Source organism: Streptomyces sp. NPDC033178, assembly GCF_055577685.1.
The window spans coordinates 744,879-761,791 of the sequence record NZ_JBVIPT010000003.1 but is presented as its reverse complement, the minus strand read 5'-3'; the positions used below and the strand labels follow the sequence as shown (position 1 = coordinate 761,791).

The window sequence follows — 16,913 nt, the reverse complement described above, 5'->3', positions numbered from 1 at the left end:
AGAGATCCGTGACTGATTCGGGGGCTCGCTCGCGTCAGAAGAACTCGCTCGCGTCAGAAGAAGCTGTACAGTTCCCCGCCCTGTTGGAGGCCCGCACCGGCCACGAAGCGGTGCTCCTCCGTCGCCGCCTCCCGCAGCTCCGCGGGTACCGATGCCGCGTCGACCAGGAGGTCCTCCAGGCACAGCAGGTCGAGGGAGGAACGCAGGAAGGTGCGCAGCGCGTCGACCGGAGTGCAGACCACGGGTTCGTCGCTCAGGTTGAAGGAGGTGTTGAGCAGCACGGGCACACCGGTCAGCGTCCCGAAGCGGTGGATCAGCCGGTGGTACCGGGGTGCCACGGCGGCGTTCACCGTCTGCACGCGGGCGGTGCCGTCGACGTGGGTCACCGCGCCGAGGACGTCCGGCCGGCGCACCTTGAACAGGTCGATCATGAACGGCGACGTGCGGCCCATGGCAAAGAACTCCTCCGCCCGTTCCTCCAGCACCGCGGGGGCGAAGGGCCGGAACTCCTCGCGCCATTTGATCTTGCTGTTGAGGCGGTCCCGCATGTCCTCCCGGCGGGGGTCGGCCAGAATCGAGCGCGCACCCAGTGCCCGGGGCCCGAACTCCATCCCGCCGTGGAACCAGCCCACGGTGCGACCTTCGGCCAGTGCGTCGGCCACCGCTTCCACGAGGCCCTTCTCGTCGCCCCTGAAGTCCCGGAAGGACACGCCGGCCCCGCTCAGCAACTCGGCGATGGCGTCACTGCCGAAACTGGGGCCGAGGTAGGCGTGACGCATCACCGGAGGGGCGGCGGCCGCCCGGATCTCGGGCGGCTCGGCACACAGCGCCGCACCGAGAGCGGTGCCCGCGTCTCCGGCTGCGGGCTGAACGAACATGCGCTTGAACGCCGACGCTTCGAAGGCGACAGCATTGGCACGGCAGTTCAGCGCGACGCCCCCGGCCAGGCACAGGTCCGTGGTCTGCCGCTGCAGGGAGAGCCAGTCGAGCAGGCCGGCCACGACCGACTCCAGGACCACCTGTCCGGAAGCGGCGATGTCCGCGTGGTGCGGCCGCACGGGTTCACCCGGGCGGCGTGCCGGGACGCCGAGCAGTTCGGCGAGGTTGCCGCAGTAACCCTCCGGCTCGCTGATGAAGTCCAGTACCTGCGTGTCCATCGTGAACCCGCCGTCGGAGTCGAGCTCCAGCAGTTTCCGAAGGCTCGCCTCGTAGGTGGGTTTTCCGTAGCTCGCCAGACCCATGACCTTGTATTCGTCCGAGTTCGGACGGTAGCCCAGGTACGAGGTGAGACAGGAGTAGAACAAGCCGAGGGAGTCGGGGAAGCGGACACCGCCGAGCCGGGTGAGTTCTGGACCCCGGCCGTGCCAGAACGTGGTCGTGTCCCACTCGCCCACCGCGTCACAGACGAGCACCGCAGCATCGTCGAAACCGGAGACGTAGTAGGCGCTGGCCGCGTGCGCACGGTGGTGGTCCACGAAATGGATCTCGCCGGTCCACTGGAGACCGTCGCGCAGCCGGGCCTCGGTGTCCCGGGCGGTCACTCTGACCGCAGGCCCCTCGGTACGCCGTGCGGCCTGCCACTCCTGCCTGGATCCCTTGTGGCGGGGAACCTCGTAGAAGGCCAGTCGGTCCACGTCGGCAATGGTGGCCCCGGCCTGCTCCAGGCAGTAGCGGACGGCGTTGACCGGCAGTGCCGAGTCGTACTTCTTGCGTGTGAACCGCTCCTCCTGGGCTGCTCCGAGAATCCGGCCGTCGTCGAGGAGACAGGCAGCGGCGTCGTGGTAGTAGGCGGAGATTCCGAGCGTCAGCATGGCAAGTCCCTTTCAGCATCGCCCTGCGCACCAGGCCGCCCAACGTGGCGTGCACCGGTTCGACCGGGTGGTGGCGTCGGTGGCGTGCGCTCCCACCGTCACCACCAGCCGGGGCCCGATGGTGGGGCCGACGTCCGCGCACACCGTGATCAGGGGGTGGAGCGACAGCGGGGCGAGCTCCGATGCCCGGGGCAGGTACGTGGCACCTCTGCACGCTTGTCGCGAACGCCGACCGTCCAGCTGCGGACGACGGCGCCGATCGGGCCGTTCCAACTCGTGTTGCGTCACGTCTGTCAGCAGGCCTGGTGAACGGCGGCCCTGTGCGGCTGACTTGATGGGGAAGCGGCGAACGCGGACGGCACCGCTCGCCGCGCCGACTGCGCTGACGGAACGAATGTGCGCTCGCTGGTAGCCCGCCGATCCCGGCGAGCGGTGCCGATACTGCGAGAGAAACAGCTCGTGGTGGAGGTGACTCCCCGCCCGACCACGTGGACCACAGTAGCCCGCCTACGACCGCAGGCAGAAGATCGAACGGTGACCGGGCGCTTCTGCAGGCGCCCATGAGAATGCGCCTGCCACTCCGCAATCCGTTCAACTGATTGGCGGCGACAGTTGAACGAATCCCGGGGCGCGGCTGCGGGGACGTGCCGGTGCGCCCTGTCCGGTGTCAGGAGTCGGTTGGCGTTCTCACCCCGCTGACGCTCAATCGGCGAACAGCCGCGCACCGGTCGACACGAGATCCTCGCGGATCGCACCGGCTGCTTCGAGCAGTACATCGTTCTCTTCTCGTGTGCCGACGGTTATCCGAACGCCTTCGTCCGGGACCACCTTCACCGCGACACCGAACCGCTCGACGTCCTTCCCGAAGCCCGCGCTGGCGGTTCCGAGCCGTAACCACACGAAATTGGCCTCGCTCGGCGGCACCCTCCACCCCTGGGACAGCAACTCGTCGCGCACCCGGTTCCGCTCCCGCACGGTTGCCTCGACCCTTTCGTGCAACTCGTCTCGGGCGTTGATCGACGCCAATGCCGCTGCCTGGGCCAACCGATTCACCGAGTACGTCACGTGTGTCTTGTCCACCGCTTCGACAATCGGCCGCCGCGCGACCAGATATCCCATCCTGAGGTCGGCCAGCCCGTACGCCTTGGAAAAGGTGCGCAGCACGAGGACATTCGGATGATCCCGGAACAGCGTGAGCCCGTCCGGCAGGCCGGGATCACGCACGTACTCGAAATAGGCCTCGTCCAGCAGCACCGCCACGGTGCTGGGAACGCGGTCGAGGAACCTCTTCAGCTCGAAGCGGCTCACTCCCGGGCCGGTCGGGTTGTTGGGGTTGCACACGATCACCACTCGAGTCTTCTCGTTGATGCTCGCCAGCATCTCGTCCAGGTCGTTGCGCTCCTCACGAAGCGGCACCGGGCGTGGTGTCGCGCCGGCGACGGAGATCAACTGGGGGTACACGTCGAAGGATCGCCATGGATACACGACCTCGCTGCCCTGGTCGCACAGCGCCAACATCACCTGTTCGAGCAGACCCAGCGACCCGGCACCGAGCGCCACCTCGTTGAACTCCACCCCGAGCCAGTCGGCGATCGTGTGCCGCAGTTCAACGGCACCGTCGTCGGGATACCGGTTCACACATCTGATCTCCCGGGCAAGCACCTCCACGACCGACGGCAGGGGACCGTAGGCCGCCTCGTTGGCGGCAAGCTGTATCAAGGACGGATCCGGCGTCCGGACGAAATTGGGCACGGCGTCGTGCAGCGTTGCTCGGGAACGAAGTCCGCTCATGGACAGCCCTTTCAGCTCGCCGAGACATACGAGACCCCTACGGATTCACGACAGGCACGGAGATGAATCGTGCTGTTCTCGCCGGGTGTGATTCGCGTCGACGTCGAAGTCGGCAAGGGACAGTGGCGCATGCCGTGAGCCGAGGATGCCGCACAGCCCCCGATACCGACAACGGCCGCCCTATTCCACCAGGTTGGTGTGCGGGAGATCGCCGCGGAGGGGCGCCGGCCGGGCGACGGCGGTCACCAGCAGATCGTGGTGTACCAGCCAGCGGCCCTGGAAGGACCGGTGTTCCGGTCGCGTACCGGGTACGCGCAGCCGAGCGGTGAAGGCCCGCCCGTCGGCGTCCACGGTGACGTCGGCGTCCTGGAAGCCCAGCCACTGGTGCGCCAGGGGAAACCATGCCTTGTAGACCGACTCCTTGATACTGAACAGGAGCCGGTCCCAGCGCACATCGGGCCGCAGGGACAGGAGTTCGGCGACCTGGGCCAGCTCTCGCGCCGTTGCGATCCGTCGCAGGACCCTCGCAGGCAGCGGCTCGTTCGGCTCGGCGTCGACGCCGAGAGCGACGAAGGCTGTTCGCTTCGCCACCACGGCGGCGCGGTAGCCGACGCAGTGCGTGATGCTTCCCAGCACACCCGCCGGCCAGTCCGGCGCCCGACGCAGGCCGGGCAGCAGAGGTACCGGCGCGACCCCGACGCGGGAGAGCGCACGGCGAGCCAGGTGGCGTGCCGTGGTGAATTCGCCACGCCGCTCCGGACCGGCCCCGTCGACAGCGGGTTCCTCCGCGGGGAACAGCCACGCTTCGGCGAGGTCGCCGAACGCCTCAGCATGTTCAACCCCCGGCGGCAGCAGCAGCTCGATCACGGGCGTCCTGTCCGGATGCGGGGGCGAGTCGGCGGCCCCGTCCGCTGCTGGGGTGTCAGTTCCTCGTCAGGGATACCCGGCTCCATGAAGGGAAGCGGTTCTCCGTCGGCCGCGGCACGGGCGGACGGTCACCGGGGATCGGTCGCCCACCCCGCGCCCGGAGGTCGGGTCAATGGTCGTACAGCTCGCCGCCGTTCAACTGGAGCGCCTGACACAGGTTGGACTCGCCGCGGTCGCCGCGCCCGGACGACGGACCTCGATGATCGGCCACGCTCAGGACGTCCCCGCTGTCACGACCCGTCATCGCCGTCGGGTGCGGCGTCCGACGGCGGGCATGAGTTCAGATGGTTTGCAGGCGTATCCCCTGTAATCGGGAAGTCACGTCGGGTGATGTTCATGCGGATGCCGGGCTCACCACCCGTGGCTGAAGATCGAAGTGTCGGCGCCGCGGATTCGGCACAACCTTTCCGATCCGCACTGCGTGCCGCTAGCATCCAACGCGTTTGCGTTTCATGGAGTTCGAAGGCCTGGTTCTGGCCGCGGGGGAAGCGGAGAGAAACATCAGCGTGCCGTCCAAGGTGAATCTCGGGGTTTTTTCCCTGAGTTGGCCAATATTCTTCCAATTGGCATTCACTTACTGTATGGGGCTCGTGGACATTTGGGCCCTGGGGATGATTTCGGATGCCGCGGCGGGGTCCGTGGGTTCGGCGAACACGGTCACGACTTTCGTGCTGATGATGTTCTCCTTCATGGGGCAGGGCGGCAGCCTCGTATACGCCAGAATGCTGGGGCAGGGCGAGGTCAAAAGGGTCCAGGAATGCTATTTCGTGGCACTGGTCCTGCACATCGTGCTGGGCGTGGCCGTGAGCGCCGCGCTGTTCCTGTGGGCCGAGGACGTGGCGGGGCTGCTGGGTCTCCGAGGCCAGCACCTGGACTACGGAACTGCCTTCCTCCGCATCGTCGGCGGGAGCTGCCTGCTCCATTCGCTGGGGGCGATGCTGGGCGGCGTCATGGCCGCGAACGGCCACACCCGGGCGGCCATGTTCGCCGCGATGTTCACCAACGTCGTCAACATCGCGTTGATCGGTGTCCTGGTCCTGCTCCCGGCCGGGCCCCAATGGGGTGTGCGGGGTGTCGCGCTGTCCACGGCCCTCGCCACGGCGGCCGGCCTGTTGTTCAGCGCGTGGCTGGTCTTCCGACGGATCCGGATCCGGTTCCGTCGGCCTGCCGATTCACGGCAGGCGAAGGCGCACGGTGCACTTCTCGTCGCCTTCTCGCTGCCCACCATGCTGGAGCCCGCCTTCTGGCAGGCCGCCCAGATCGCCACCACCCGCATCATCGCCGAGGTCGGAGAGAACGAACTCGCCGCCCGGATGTACACGCTGAGCATCACCAACATGATCGGCATGGTCTCGTCGGCGCTCTCGCAGGGCTTGCAGATCGCCATCGGCCATCTCGCCGGGGCCGGCGACCTGGACCGCATCCGGCGCATCTCCCGGGCGGCCCGGCTGGGGGGAGTCGCGGCGGCGTTCGTCCTGGCACTGGTGGCCGCGCTGTCGAGCCACTGGATCATGGACGGCTTCACCGATTCCCCGGAGGTCGCCGAGGCGGGCCGACTCCTCCTGTGGTGCGGCCTGCTCTATCTCCCCGCTTCCTCGCTCATCATGACCACGGCGAGCACACTGCGCGCCGTGGGACAGGTCAACTACCCGGCCGTGACCGGAATCCTGGTGCTGTGGGGTGTTTTCATTCCCCTGGCCTACGTCCTGTCGTTGCCGTTCGGTCTGGCCATTCTCGGCGTGATGATCGCGATGGCCGTGGACGAAAACCTTCGAGCCCTGCTGCTCAGTGTTCGATGGCGCTATGTCTCGGCGCCGCAAAGAGCCGGGCGGATCGTCGAGAAGGCGAAGGAAGTTCCGTCCGTCGGCATCTGAGAGATGTTCCGCGGGTTTCTGAAAACGCTCGTGTGCCCTTCTAGTTCACCCTTCGGAGAATTCCGTGAAAGCCAGCCTGGTCATCCCCACCTACAACTCGAAGGACCTTGTCATTCCCTGCCTCTGGTCGCTGAACCATCAGCGGCTTGAGGAAACCGACGAGTTCGAGGTCGTCCTGGTCGACGACGGTTCCACCGATGGCACCGGGGAAGCCGTCGACGCGCTGGCCCTCACCTACCCGATACGACGTCTGTATCTGCCGCGCACCGAGGAGTCCTGCCGGTCCGCGGCACGCAACGCCGGCATTCGCGCCGCCGAGGGAGACCTGGTTGTCTTCGCGGACGGCGACCAGATCATCGACCCCCTCTTCGTCCAGGAACACATCAACTGCCACCGGACGACCCCGGATCTCGTGGCCATCGGCTTCCGGGACTACCTGGCACCCGGGCCGGTCGATCTGACCCTGCTCGGACAGTCCTTCACTCCCGATGCGTTCCCGCCGGTCGTCGCACCGGACGAGCGCGCCGAAGTCACCGATGCCCTGTCGGAGAACCTGGGCAACCTGGCCACCGGGTGGCATTTCGTGTACGGATGCAACTTCTCGGTGCGCAGAGAACATCTGCTGGCGGTCGGAGGGTTCGACGAGGGCATCAGGAAGTGGAGCTTCGAGGACGTCGAGCTGGGCTATCGGCTGCACCGGCACGGACTGACCCTCGTCCACAACCCGTTCTCGCGCGTCTACCACCAGTCCCACCCCGAGTCCGACGCGGAGCGCTACGCCGACTGGCGGGAGAACTTCGCGTACTTCACGGCCAAGCACCCCGAACTCGAGGTCCGGCTCCAGTGGATCCTCGACTCCTACTTCGACCCTGAGCGCGAGGACCGCTCCAGCTGGTTCGACGCCTACCTCCGCTTCGAGTTCGCCTGCCGAGCGGTCGCCGGCAGACTGCCGATCGGGCGATCGTACGAGGTACTGGTGGTGGACGAGAGCAACCTGGACGGTGCGGCACCGGAGATCGGCAGGTGCGGCGCGGCGGAGGACCTCATCGTGGTCGACACCACGGACGACCGCGAACTGCCCGTTGTCGTCCAGACCCTGATGACCGGCCGTGAGCTGCTCTACTTCAAACACCCCGGTCCGGAACTGCTCAAGCAGGCGGCGAAGTCCTTCGGGTGCGGCGCACTCCTCGACCGTACGACGGGGGTCTGAGTACTGCGATGCCCACGTTCACGAACGGCTCCTTCACCGGAGACAGCGTCGGCATCAGCCGACTGGTGGCCGAGGTACGGCAGGGCGAGGTCCCGTCTTACGACCCCACCGACAGCCGTGCCAATCAGGCCCTGGCCGATCTCCTCACCCGTGCCCCCGGACGGCTGGACCCGGCTGCCCCCGACTCGGTCTTCGCCACCGAACCCCGGCCTCAAGCAGAGCAGTTGGTGCAGTTTCTGCCCCGGGAACGGCTGCTGACGCCGGACGAGCAGCGCACGGCGGCGGAGTGTTTCGCCCGCGTGCTGGCAAGCGGCGAGCTGACCAGCGGGCTGGCCGTGGCCGAGTTCGAGGACGCCCTGGCGGACTTCCTCGGAGTACCGCACGTGGTGGGGACGGGCAGCGGCACCGACGCACTGGTCATCGCCCTGCGAGCGGTCGGTGTCGGCCATGGTGACGAAGTGGTCATGCCGGCCAACAGCTTTGCCGCGACCGAGAACGCCGTGTGGGCCTGCGGGGCCACTCCGGTCCTCGTCGATGTCGACCCCGACCGACACACCTTGGACCCGGCCCTGGCCGAGGCCGCGGTCGGCCCGCGTACCCGGGCGATCCTGCCCGTCCACCTCTACGGCCGCCTCGCCGACGTACCGGCCCTCGCGCAGGTCGCTCGACGGCATGGCCTGCGTGTCGTGGAGGACGCCTGCCAGGCAATCGGCGTCACCGGTGTGGGGAAGCACGCGGACGCAGCTGCGCTCAGCTTCAACCCGTACAAGAACTTCGGACTGACCGGCAAGGCGGGCGCTGTTCTGACCTGCGAGGACGAACTCGCCGGACAGGCACGGAGGTTTGCCTACCACGGCTTCGACCCGAAGCGGAAGAACGTCAAGGAGGACGGGTACGGCCTCAACGCGCGGATGGACAACTCGACCGCCGCGGTCGGCCTCGGCCTGCTGCCTCGCCTGACTCTGAACAACTACCGAAGGGCCTTCCTGGCTCGGCGCTACATCGACGGCCTCGCGGAGCTCGAAGCGAACGGTTCGGTCCTCGTGCCCGCCTTCGTGCCGGATCACGCCTGGCATCTGTTCGGTGTGCGCGTTGCCGCCGGACGCACCGCGCGTGACTCGGTCCGTGCCCATATGCGGTCGACGGGCCGGGTGGAGACGGACATCTACTACCCCGTGCTCACCCACCGTCAGCAGACACCCCTGCACCGCGAGCTCTTCGACCAGATGGTGCTGCCCGCGACCGAACAGCTCCACGAGACCGTCCTTCACCTGCCCTTGCACAACAACCTGTCCCTCGTCGAGCAGGACCGAGTGATCGAGGCCCTGCATGCCGCCGTCCGTGCCACCGTCCACTGACATCGGCGCACTGCCGACGCCCCGCACGGTGCGTACCGTGGTGTTCTCCGACTTCGACGAGACCTATCTGGCTCACGCCGGCGCTCCCGAACAGGTGCGCGCACGGCGGCGGTTGGAGGCCTACCTCGTCGAGGCGAGTGAGCGGCACGGCCTGCTGTTCGGATGGGTGACCGGCAGTTCGTTCGACTCCGTGCTGCGCAAGGCCGAGGCCCACGGTCTCGGTTCCCTGCCGCACTTCATGGCCTGCTCCCTCGGCACCGAGCTGTATGTGGTGGAGGAGGACGGGAGCTTCCGCCCGGACCAGGGCTGGCAGCGGGGGCTTCCAGACAGCGGGTACATCGCCGCTCTCGCGGAACGGGCCGTGCGTGAACTGCGCCTACTGGGTGTGCCGCTCGTACCGCAGAGGGGCCGCCCGCCCGGCAGCATGGTGATCAGCCACTACTACTACGCCCAGGACCCCGAGCGAGATGCCCGCCATCTCGCCCTGATCGGACGGGTGGCGGGCGCGCTCTGTCTCGGGGTGAGCCTCAGCCGTTGCAGTCCGGCGGCCGGGGACCCCGAGAACTGCTACGACGTCGACTTCCTGCCGCCCGGCTGTGGCAAGCGCCAGATCGTCGAGTACGTCTGCCGCGCACATGGGGTGGACAGCGCGGATGCCTTCGCCTTCGGGGACAGCGGCAACGACCTGGAGATGCTCGCCGCCGTGGGCCGGGGGGTGCTGGTCGGCAACTGCACCGGGGAGGCCCGGCGCCGGCATCCGCACGTGTCCGCGTGGAGTCACACGGATGCCATCTTGTTCGAACTGCGAAAGGGGTTACAGGCTTGCGAGTCGGAATAATCGGCGCCGGCAACATAGGCAGGGTCCACGCCGAAGCGGTGCTGGCCGGCACGGACGTGTCACTGGTGGGCGTGTACGACGTGGACGGGGAGAAGGCGCGGCGCATGGCCGGTTCCCTGGGCGTGCCGGCTTTCGCCTCCCCGTACGAGCTGTACGAAGCGTCCACGGGCGTTGTCATCGCCTCACCCAACCGGACCCACGCGGGCTACGCGTTGGAGGCGCTGGACCACGGTCGGAGTCTGCTGTGCGAGAAGCCCATGGCCGTGTCCCTGGCCCAGGCCGCCGACATGCGCAACCGGGCGGCAGCAGCGTCCGCGGTCTGTGTCATGGGCTTCAACTACCGCTATCTCAAGGTTGTTCAAGAGGCTCGCAGACGCATTGCCGACGGCACGCTGGGGCGCCTCCTGCACGTCGACATCGCCTTCAAACGCCAGAGCGCGCTCACACGCAAGCACTTCACCTGGCGCGACAGCGAGGAGGAACGGTTCACCAGCGGTGCTCTCGGCGATCTGGGCGTGCACCTGATCGACCTGCTGCACTTCCTCTTCGACAGCTGGATCGACCTCACCTGCTGTCGGGTCGGGCTGCAGACCAAGGTCCCCAGGAAGGGAGGCATGGAGGTGATGGTTGACGACCACGCCTTTGTCGGCGGCCGCCTGGAGAGCGGTCCGTCCTTCACCCTGACCGCCTCGAAGGCGTCACAGCCGGAGGAGACCGGGTTCACTCTCACCGTGACCGGCAGCCGCGGCGACCTCGTCCACGACTCCCAGGACGGTCCGGTGCTCCAGCTGCGGACCGGGGTGGACTGGGAGCAGATCAAACTGCTCGGTTCCGGTCGGCTGGAGGATCCACCGGGTGAGGTACCCGGCTGGGCGGACTCCTTCCTCGACCAGGTTCACGCCTGGGCAGGTGCCGTGACCACGTCCCAACACCCGGAAAACATGGCAGACTTCGGCAGTGGCTACCGCGCCCAGCGGGTGCTCGAGGAACTGCTGCGCTTGGGAGGCCGCGTTTGACGCACCGGCCCAACGGACAGCGCCCCACGCTCGAAGACGTGGCCCGCAAGTCCGGGGTGTCGCGCTCCACCGTGTCACGCGCGATCAACGGCTCGCCACGGGTGAGCCCCGCCGTGACCGAGCGTATCCGCCGGGTGGTGGCCGAACTGGGCTACGTGCCCAACCAGGCCGCGCGCAGCCTGGTCACCCGCCGCAACGACGCGGTCGCCGTCGTCGTGACGGAGCCGCAGAACCGGCTCTTCGTCGACCCGTTCTTCGACCTGCACCTGCGGGGCATCCGGCAGGAACTCGTCCAGCGGGGCGCACAGTTGGTTCTGCTCCTGATCGAGGAGCCGGACGACTACGCTCGCGTCGGCAACTTCCTGGGTGGCAGCCACGTCGACGGCGCGCTGCTCTTCTCGCTCCGCGCCGACGACCCGTTGCCGGAGATGGTCGCCCGGATGGGGCTGCCGGCCGTGTTCGGCGGCCGCCCCTTCCTCGGCATCGGAGAGAGCGGCGGCAGTTACGCGTACGTCGACGCCGACAACCGCGGCGGAGCCAGAGAGGCCGTCCGCCATCTCGTGTCCCTGGGCCGCACTCGAATCGCGACCATCACCGGGCCGCTCAACCAGGCGGCTGCGGTGGACCGCCTCGACGGCTACCGGGACGTCCTCCTGGACAGTGCGCCCCAGCTGATCGTCGAAGGCGATTTCACTCTCCAGGGGGGTGCGGACGCCATGTCCGTGCTCCTTGAGCAATGTCCCGACCTGGACGCCGTCTTCGTCGCCTCCGACCTGATGGCCGGCGGCGCCCGGCGTGTCCTGCGGGAACGCGGGCGCAGTGTGCCGGACGACGTGGCCGTCATCGGCTTCGACGATCTGGAGCCCCTCGCCGAGGCGATGAACCCGCCGTTGACGACCGTGCACCAAGACATCGAGGGCATGGGGCGCCTGATGGCCCGGCTGTTGTTCAAACGGACCTCGGACCCGTCCGAGGACGGTGGCATCCAGCCACTGTCCTCCGTGATCGTTCCGACCCGTCTGGTCCTCCGCGAGTCCGCCTGACCGAACCGTCGCCGACCGGACGGGCGTCCCGGCGGTGCTCACCGGCGCCGTGCACCACACCCACCACACCCACCATGCCGACAGGGCCGGCGCCGGCTCGCCGGAGCAGCCGGCCTCAGTCACGCGACAACGTTCGACCACCGATGACGGCCTCCGCCGTATGCGTGGCGAGTGCGAGGATGGTCAGCGACGGATTGGCGGCGCCGGCCGTCGGGAAGACGGCCGGGCCGGTGACGAACAGGTTGCCGACCGAGGGGGACCGGCCGCCGAAGGTCACCTTCTGTCCCAGCGGCACCGTGCCCGCCTCGTGGTCGGAGGTGCCCAGCCTGCTGACGTAGTGGTTCGCCGTACCGGTGGCGAGAGCTGCTTCCGCGGCAGGATCGAAGTCGACGAACTGCCCCTCCGTCGCGGTGTCGACGTCCAGCGCTTCGAGCAGCTTGCCGGTGATCTCGTCGCGCCTGCGGATCGCCTCCTCGTCCGCCGAGGAGAACGAGGCATCCACCTGCCCGGCCCACCCCGAGTTCTCGCGTGAGGCCGCACGGTCCGGACGGTCGAAGCGGATCTCGTCGCGGAAGGGCTCCTCCTGCTGCGCCATCCACCACAGGTCCAGCACGGGTTCGGCCAGGCCGGCCGCGTGCACCTCCATGAAGAGATTCGCGTTCAGTTCGTCCTCGTGGTCGGACCACAGGAACCGGTGGTTCGAGCGGGTCCAGCGCTCGGCGAGTGCGCTGGGCAGCGGTATCGCGTATCCGTGGGTGACGTGGTCGTTGAGGCCGGGCCAGCGGCTCACCACGTCCCCCGCCGCGGCGAGCGCCTGGGCGTAGAGCCGGGTGTTCTCCAGCGTGCCCGCCGCCAGTACCACCACGTCGGCGCGGACTTCCCGGGTCCCTCCGTCCGGGGTCGCGAACAGCACCCCTCGGACGCTTCCCGCCTCGACCAGGACGCTGATCGCCCGCAGGCCGGGCACCACTCTTGGCAGATCGAGGTCGGCGTGCCGGGCAAGCCCGCGGCGAGCCCAGGCCAGCAGCGGGGAGTACGCCCATACAAGGCGACCGTCCGGACCGTCGACGGACCAGCCGGCTTGGGGGACAGGTTCCAGGGACAGGTCCGGCCAGATCGCCTTCAGTTCCGCGCGCGGATCGTCATGCGTCCTGTCCGGACGCGGATCGCCGAAGGCGCGCTGCCATTCCCGCAGTTCCCGCATCACCGCCTGATACGACCCGGGTCCGTCGGCGAGCAGGCGGCTCGCCGTGTCGTTCGGCCAGTGTTGCCTGAGCACTCGCCGACTCACCGGAAGAAGCACTCCGTGCCAGCAGCGCGAGCGACCGCCGACGGGAGCGCTCACGCCAGGGAGTTCCGCGTAGTGTGGCGAAGCGGTACGCCACCAGGGGGGCGAATCGGGCAGCGGCACGGTATTCGGGGTTCGGGTGCGGTGCTCGAAACCCGTGAACGGCCCGTGGTCGGCGACGACGATGTCGCGCGCACCCCGTTCGCCGAGTTCCAGGGCGGTGCTCAATCCGCTCATGCCGGCTCCGACGACCAGGACCGAGCAACCCTCCGGCAATTTCCCTTGACTGTGGAGTCCTTCGGATATCCGCACGTACGGCTCCCGTTTCGGTTGCTATGTCGCTGAGTAGCGATGTCGAATGTCGATGAGCACAAGAGGCGCCCCGTTCGCAGAAGAACCGGTGCCGACTGGTTCAAGAGGTACTGGACTGGCGTACCAGGAGGGTCGCCCCATACTCTCCGACCTGCGTGTCGCAGGCTGCGGGGTGTCCCGGGGCCTGCTGTGCTCCCGCGGTGCCGACCTCGGCCCTGCCGCACGGCACGGAAATTCTGTACGACGGTTTCATCCCGGTCAAGAATTCCTGACTTTGTCCGCTTCGCCGGGCGGACTCGACGTTCAACTGCGCCCCTTCGACAGTTGAACAGTGCTTATCCTTCGGCATCCTGACGGTATGCCTGGCCAACGGGACCTGTGACAGTCATCGGTCTTTCGTGAGAATTCCCAACGTCGGAAGGTACGCAATGGGACGTTCGATTCGGCAGGTCGACACTGAGGGGCACGGCGTTTCCAGGCGGCGGCCCGCGGCCGATCGGCCGGTGGTCGGCCGACTGGCGGTCGACGGTGGCATTCCGGTGCGCCTGGCCGACCGTCGTTGGCCGACCTGGCCGATACCGGCGCGGAACGCCGGGCCCTTCCTGGAATCGGTGCTGCGGGGCGAGCGGTGGGCGATCACCAGTCCGGCCGGCCAAGAGCTGTTCGAGCGCCGGTTCTCCCGCATGTTCGCCGACTACGTCGGGGCGCGGCACTGTGTGCCGGTCGACCACGGATCGAGTGCCCTGGTGGTGGCCCTGGAGTCGCTGGGGCTCGACTACGGCGACCGGGTACTGGTGCCCAGCCTCACCTGGGTGGCCACGGCGAGCGCGGTGCTGCGGGCCGGACTCGTGCCCGTGCTGGTGGACGTCGATCCGCTGACCGGGTGCATGGCGCCGGAGCACCTGGACTTCCGGACGGAGCCGCGCGCGGTGCTCGCGGTCCACTGGTCGTGTGCGATGGCCGACATCCCCGCGATCTCGGCGGTGGCGGCGGCCCATGGTGCGAGCGTCGTGGAGGACGCGGCACAGGCTCACGGCGCCGAGTGGCTCGGGCGGCCCGCGGGATCACTGGCACTGATCGGCTGCTTCAGCATGCAGCAGTCCAAAGTGCTCACCGCGGGCGAGGGTGGCGCGGCGGTGACCGACGACGACCGGCTCGCTTCGGTGATGCAGGAACTGCGCGCCGACTCCCGCCGGTACACCACTGCCGAGGATGCGCCGCAGGGACTTGAACTGGAGGAGAGCGCCAGCATGATGGGCGCCAACTTCTGCCTCGGCGAGTTCGGTGCGGCACTCCTGTGTGCCCAACTGGAAGTCCTGGACGAACAACACGAGATCCGCAACCGCAACTATGCGGCCCTCAGCGGATTGATCGACGCTATCCCCGGCGTTCGGCTGCTGCGCCAGCACTCCGAGCAGACCCGCATCTCCGTCTACGAACTGCCGATCGTGTTCGATCCGCTGCCCCCGGGCATGACCAACAGCGACGTGGCCGACGCGTTGACCGCCGAACTGGGCACCCTCTTCTATCCGCCACGGGAACCGCTCAGCCGCAGCAGACTGCTCCAGCCGTGGACCAAGCCGACGCTGGGTCCGCTGGCCGAGCGCTTCGTCGCCGAGCACCGCGGGCGCGAGTACCCGAACGCCGAATACCTGGTCCGGCACTCGGTTCTCACTCATCACTCCACCCTGCTCGGGAACGAGCAGGACATGGCCGACATCGCCAGTGCGGTGGCCAAGGTGGTGTTCAGCCGCCCATGAGAGCCCATGGGGGCGCCGAGGGGATCACCGTGATCACCGTTACCCGGGGTCGTCCGGACCTGCTGCGCCGTTGCCTGAACACAGTGCGAAAGCAGGACTTTGCCGGCCCGGTAACGCATCTCGTCGTCGTGGACGACGACGAGATGCGTTACCGGCCGTTGGCCGAGGAGACCGCCCACGGTGACACGGTCCACGACAGATCGACGGTGTGGCACTTCAGGCCCCGATCGCCCGGAGACGTCTCCGGACCTCCGGTGCTGTCCCGGCTCCGCAATGCCGCGGTCGCACTGGCGGACACCGGGCTGATCAGCTTCCTCGACGACGACAACCTGCTGGAGCCGCACCATCTGTCCAGCCTGTTCAGGTGTATGCGGCGCAGCGGCGGCCCGGCTGTGCACTCCCAGTGCCGTCTGATCCATCAGGACGGCACGCCGTACCTGGACGCGCTGCATCCATGGGTCCGCGATGTCGACGCTGCCCGGGCCCGGTACCTGGAGCTGCGCAGGCCCTGTGTGTACGTGCCCTGGTCCAACGTCCTGCGCGACCAGGTCGAGGCGCGTGGTGTGGCCGGCCGTGTGCAGAACGCCGATACCAGTGAGTGGCTGTTCGAGCGAGCGCTCCTGTTGGCCATCCCGTTCCCGGAGGCCTACGACGTCGACGACTGGCGCAATGTGGTCGGCGAGGACAACAAGCTCCTGCGTGCGCTCGTGGAGGCGGATGTTCCGTTGGTGAGCACCCATATGCCGACGTTGCTGTACACGCTGGGCGGCTACTCCAACGCCTTTCGCGACGACGCGCCCGAGGGGGAATGGTGACTGATTCGCCGATACCGGCACCGAGCGTCGTGTCCGACGCCGAGGCGTCCGACACACTCGCGTGGCTGTCCTCGAAGCTCACTCCGATCCGGGTGCTGGACGTCGGGGCTCGCGGACTCCCTGCCTCGTGGAGCCCATTGAGCGGCCTCGTCCGGAACGTCGTCTGCGACCCGTTGGCCGACGCCACGACGGACTCGGTCGACAGCGTGGTGAGTGCCGTCGCGGTTTCCGTGCACGGCGGTCCCGAAGAGCTCAACGTGACCAGGGATCCCGGTCGTTCCTCCTTGCTGGAACCCAACCGTGCCGTGGTGGCCCGGTACGGCGGCGCGGCCGACTTCGAAGTGTGCGAACGACGTGCTGTCCCCTCCCTGACGCTGCGCCAACTGGCCCGGACGTACGACTCGTTCGACGTGCTGAGGCTGACCGCCCAGGGGCTGGAGTACTCGTTGCTCAGCTCGGACCTGGACTCGGTACGGGACGCGGTGTGCATCGATGTGACGGGCGGCCTGGTCGACAACTACGTGGGCCAGTACCCGCTGGCGGTGGTCGCCCCACTGCTGCGGGGTCTCGGCTACTCCTTGATCGACCTGAGCACCCGGTCGCGACCGGACGCGGCATGGGGAAGCGCGGTACGGCACCAGCCCGTGGAATACCGCGGACTCTGGATGAAGGACGACCTGGTGGGCGGCGCCGAGGCGACCGGGCTGGAACAGGCCGTAAAGCTCCTCGTACTGAGCAGGTACCTGGGCCACCACGCCTTCGGCCACGAGCTGGCGAGTGCCCTGCGGCAACGCTCACTGCTGCCGCACGGCCCGGCCCGGACCTTGGCCAAGGCAGGCTTCTGGGCGCTGCCCTGGTCACTCTGAGAAT

14 protein-coding genes are annotated in these 16,913 nt (G+C 68.1%); 9 read left to right on the top strand and 5 right to left on the bottom strand.

The features are described 5' to 3' along the window. Positions 1–53: 53 nt before the first annotated feature. The 4 genes from ACZ5VQ_RS10570 to ACZ5VQ_RS10555 all read right to left on the bottom strand — a co-directional run bounded on the left by ACZ5VQ_RS10570 (position 54) and on the right by ACZ5VQ_RS10555 (position 4,773). Positions 54–1,811 carry a carbamoyltransferase family protein gene (locus tag ACZ5VQ_RS10570; RefSeq protein WP_469104548.1) on the bottom strand — a complete coding sequence of 586 codons (1,758 nt, stop codon included), beginning with the start codon at positions 1,809–1,811 and terminating at the stop codon, positions 54–56. 702 nt (positions 1,812–2,513) lie between these two features. Further along, positions 2,514–3,608 carry a histidinol-phosphate transaminase gene (locus tag ACZ5VQ_RS10565; protein WP_469104600.1) on the bottom strand — a complete coding sequence of 365 codons (1,095 nt, stop codon included), beginning with the start codon at positions 3,606–3,608 and terminating at the stop codon, positions 2,514–2,516. Between the two features lie 174 nt (positions 3,609–3,782). After that, complete coding sequence (locus ACZ5VQ_RS10560; protein WP_469104547.1) at positions 3,783–4,469, bottom strand: 4'-phosphopantetheinyl transferase family protein; 687 nt, start codon at positions 4,467–4,469, stop codon at positions 3,783–3,785. Between the two features lie 169 nt (positions 4,470–4,638). Then, positions 4,639–4,773: a hypothetical protein gene (locus ACZ5VQ_RS10555; protein WP_469104546.1), complete on the bottom strand. Its 135-nt coding sequence runs from the start codon at positions 4,771–4,773 to the stop codon at positions 4,639–4,641. A gap of 208 nt (positions 4,774–4,981) precedes the next feature. On the opposite strand from ACZ5VQ_RS10555, the gene ACZ5VQ_RS10550 reads away from it, so the two are divergent. The 6 genes from ACZ5VQ_RS10550 to ACZ5VQ_RS10525 all read left to right on the top strand — a co-directional run bounded on the left by ACZ5VQ_RS10550 (position 4,982) and on the right by ACZ5VQ_RS10525 (position 11,868). Continuing rightward, complete coding sequence (locus tag ACZ5VQ_RS10550; protein ID WP_469104545.1) at positions 4,982–6,403, top strand: MATE family efflux transporter; 1,422 nt, start codon at positions 4,982–4,984, stop codon at positions 6,401–6,403. 64 nt (positions 6,404–6,467) lie between these two features. After that, complete coding sequence (locus ACZ5VQ_RS10545; protein WP_469104544.1) at positions 6,468–7,613, top strand: glycosyltransferase family 2 protein; 1,146 nt, start codon at positions 6,468–6,470, stop codon at positions 7,611–7,613. A gap of 8 nt (positions 7,614–7,621) precedes the next feature. Further along, a complete protein-coding gene (locus ACZ5VQ_RS10540) occupies positions 7,622–8,971 on the top strand; it encodes a DegT/DnrJ/EryC1/StrS family aminotransferase (RefSeq protein WP_469104543.1) in 1,350 nt (449 codons plus the stop codon). Next, positions 8,955–9,809 carry an HAD-IIB family hydrolase gene (locus ACZ5VQ_RS10535; protein WP_469104542.1) on the top strand — a complete coding sequence of 285 codons (855 nt, stop codon included), beginning with the start codon at positions 8,955–8,957 and terminating at the stop codon, positions 9,807–9,809. The genes ACZ5VQ_RS10540 and ACZ5VQ_RS10535 overlap by 17 nt, the downstream gene beginning before the upstream one ends. Beyond that, complete coding sequence (locus ACZ5VQ_RS10530) at positions 9,794–10,825, top strand: Gfo/Idh/MocA family protein (RefSeq protein WP_469104541.1); 1,032 nt, start codon at positions 9,794–9,796, stop codon at positions 10,823–10,825. The genes ACZ5VQ_RS10535 and ACZ5VQ_RS10530 overlap by 16 nt, the downstream gene beginning before the upstream one ends. After that, positions 10,822–11,868 carry a LacI family DNA-binding transcriptional regulator gene (locus ACZ5VQ_RS10525; protein WP_469104540.1) on the top strand — a complete coding sequence of 349 codons (1,047 nt, stop codon included), beginning with the start codon at positions 10,822–10,824 and terminating at the stop codon, positions 11,866–11,868. The genes ACZ5VQ_RS10530 and ACZ5VQ_RS10525 overlap by 4 nt, the downstream gene beginning before the upstream one ends. A 115-nt stretch (positions 11,869–11,983) precedes the next feature. On the opposite strand, the gene ACZ5VQ_RS10520 is transcribed toward ACZ5VQ_RS10525, so the two are convergent. After that, positions 11,984–13,468 carry an FAD-dependent oxidoreductase gene (locus ACZ5VQ_RS10520; RefSeq protein WP_469104539.1) on the bottom strand — a complete coding sequence of 495 codons (1,485 nt, stop codon included), beginning with the start codon at positions 13,466–13,468 and terminating at the stop codon, positions 11,984–11,986. A 428-nt stretch (positions 13,469–13,896) separates the two neighbouring features. On the opposite strand from ACZ5VQ_RS10520, the gene ACZ5VQ_RS10515 reads away from it, so the two are divergent. The 3 genes from ACZ5VQ_RS10515 to ACZ5VQ_RS10505 all read left to right on the top strand — a co-directional run bounded on the left by ACZ5VQ_RS10515 (position 13,897) and on the right by ACZ5VQ_RS10505 (position 16,909). Beyond that, positions 13,897–15,228 carry a DegT/DnrJ/EryC1/StrS family aminotransferase gene (locus ACZ5VQ_RS10515; RefSeq protein ID WP_469104538.1) on the top strand — a complete coding sequence of 444 codons (1,332 nt, stop codon included), beginning with the start codon at positions 13,897–13,899 and terminating at the stop codon, positions 15,226–15,228. A gap of 83 nt (positions 15,229–15,311) precedes the next feature. Then, the gene (locus tag ACZ5VQ_RS10510) at positions 15,312–16,043 is read left to right on the top strand and encodes a glycosyltransferase family A protein (protein ID WP_469104537.1); all 732 of its coding nucleotides are present in this window, start codon (positions 15,312–15,314) and stop codon (positions 16,041–16,043) included. Next, positions 16,037–16,909 (top strand): hypothetical protein, encoded by an 873-nt coding sequence (locus tag ACZ5VQ_RS10505; RefSeq protein ID WP_469104536.1) that lies wholly within the window; start codon positions 16,037–16,039, stop codon positions 16,907–16,909. Before ACZ5VQ_RS10510 ends, ACZ5VQ_RS10505 begins: the two co-directional genes overlap by 7 nt. The last annotated feature ends 4 nt before the right edge of the window (positions 16,910–16,913 follow it).

Coding starts and splice junctions, on each gene's coding strand:
- ACZ5VQ_RS10570 (WP_469104548.1), bottom strand. CDS start 1,811: ATGCTGACGCTCGGAATCTCCGCCTACTACCACGACGCCGCTGCCTGT.
- ACZ5VQ_RS10550 (WP_469104545.1), top strand. CDS start 4,982: ATGGAGTTCGAAGGCCTGGTTCTGGCCGCGGGGGAAGCGGAGAGAAAC.
- ACZ5VQ_RS10540 (WP_469104543.1), top strand. CDS start 7,622: ATGCCCACGTTCACGAACGGCTCCTTCACCGGAGACAGCGTCGGCATC.
- ACZ5VQ_RS10515 (WP_469104538.1), top strand. CDS start 13,897: ATGGGACGTTCGATTCGGCAGGTCGACACTGAGGGGCACGGCGTTTCC.
- ACZ5VQ_RS10505 (WP_469104536.1), top strand. CDS start 16,037: ATGGTGACTGATTCGCCGATACCGGCACCGAGCGTCGTGTCCGACGCC.
- ACZ5VQ_RS10555 (WP_469104546.1), bottom strand. CDS start 4,773: ATGACGGGTCGTGACAGCGGGGACGTCCTGAGCGTGGCCGATCATCGA.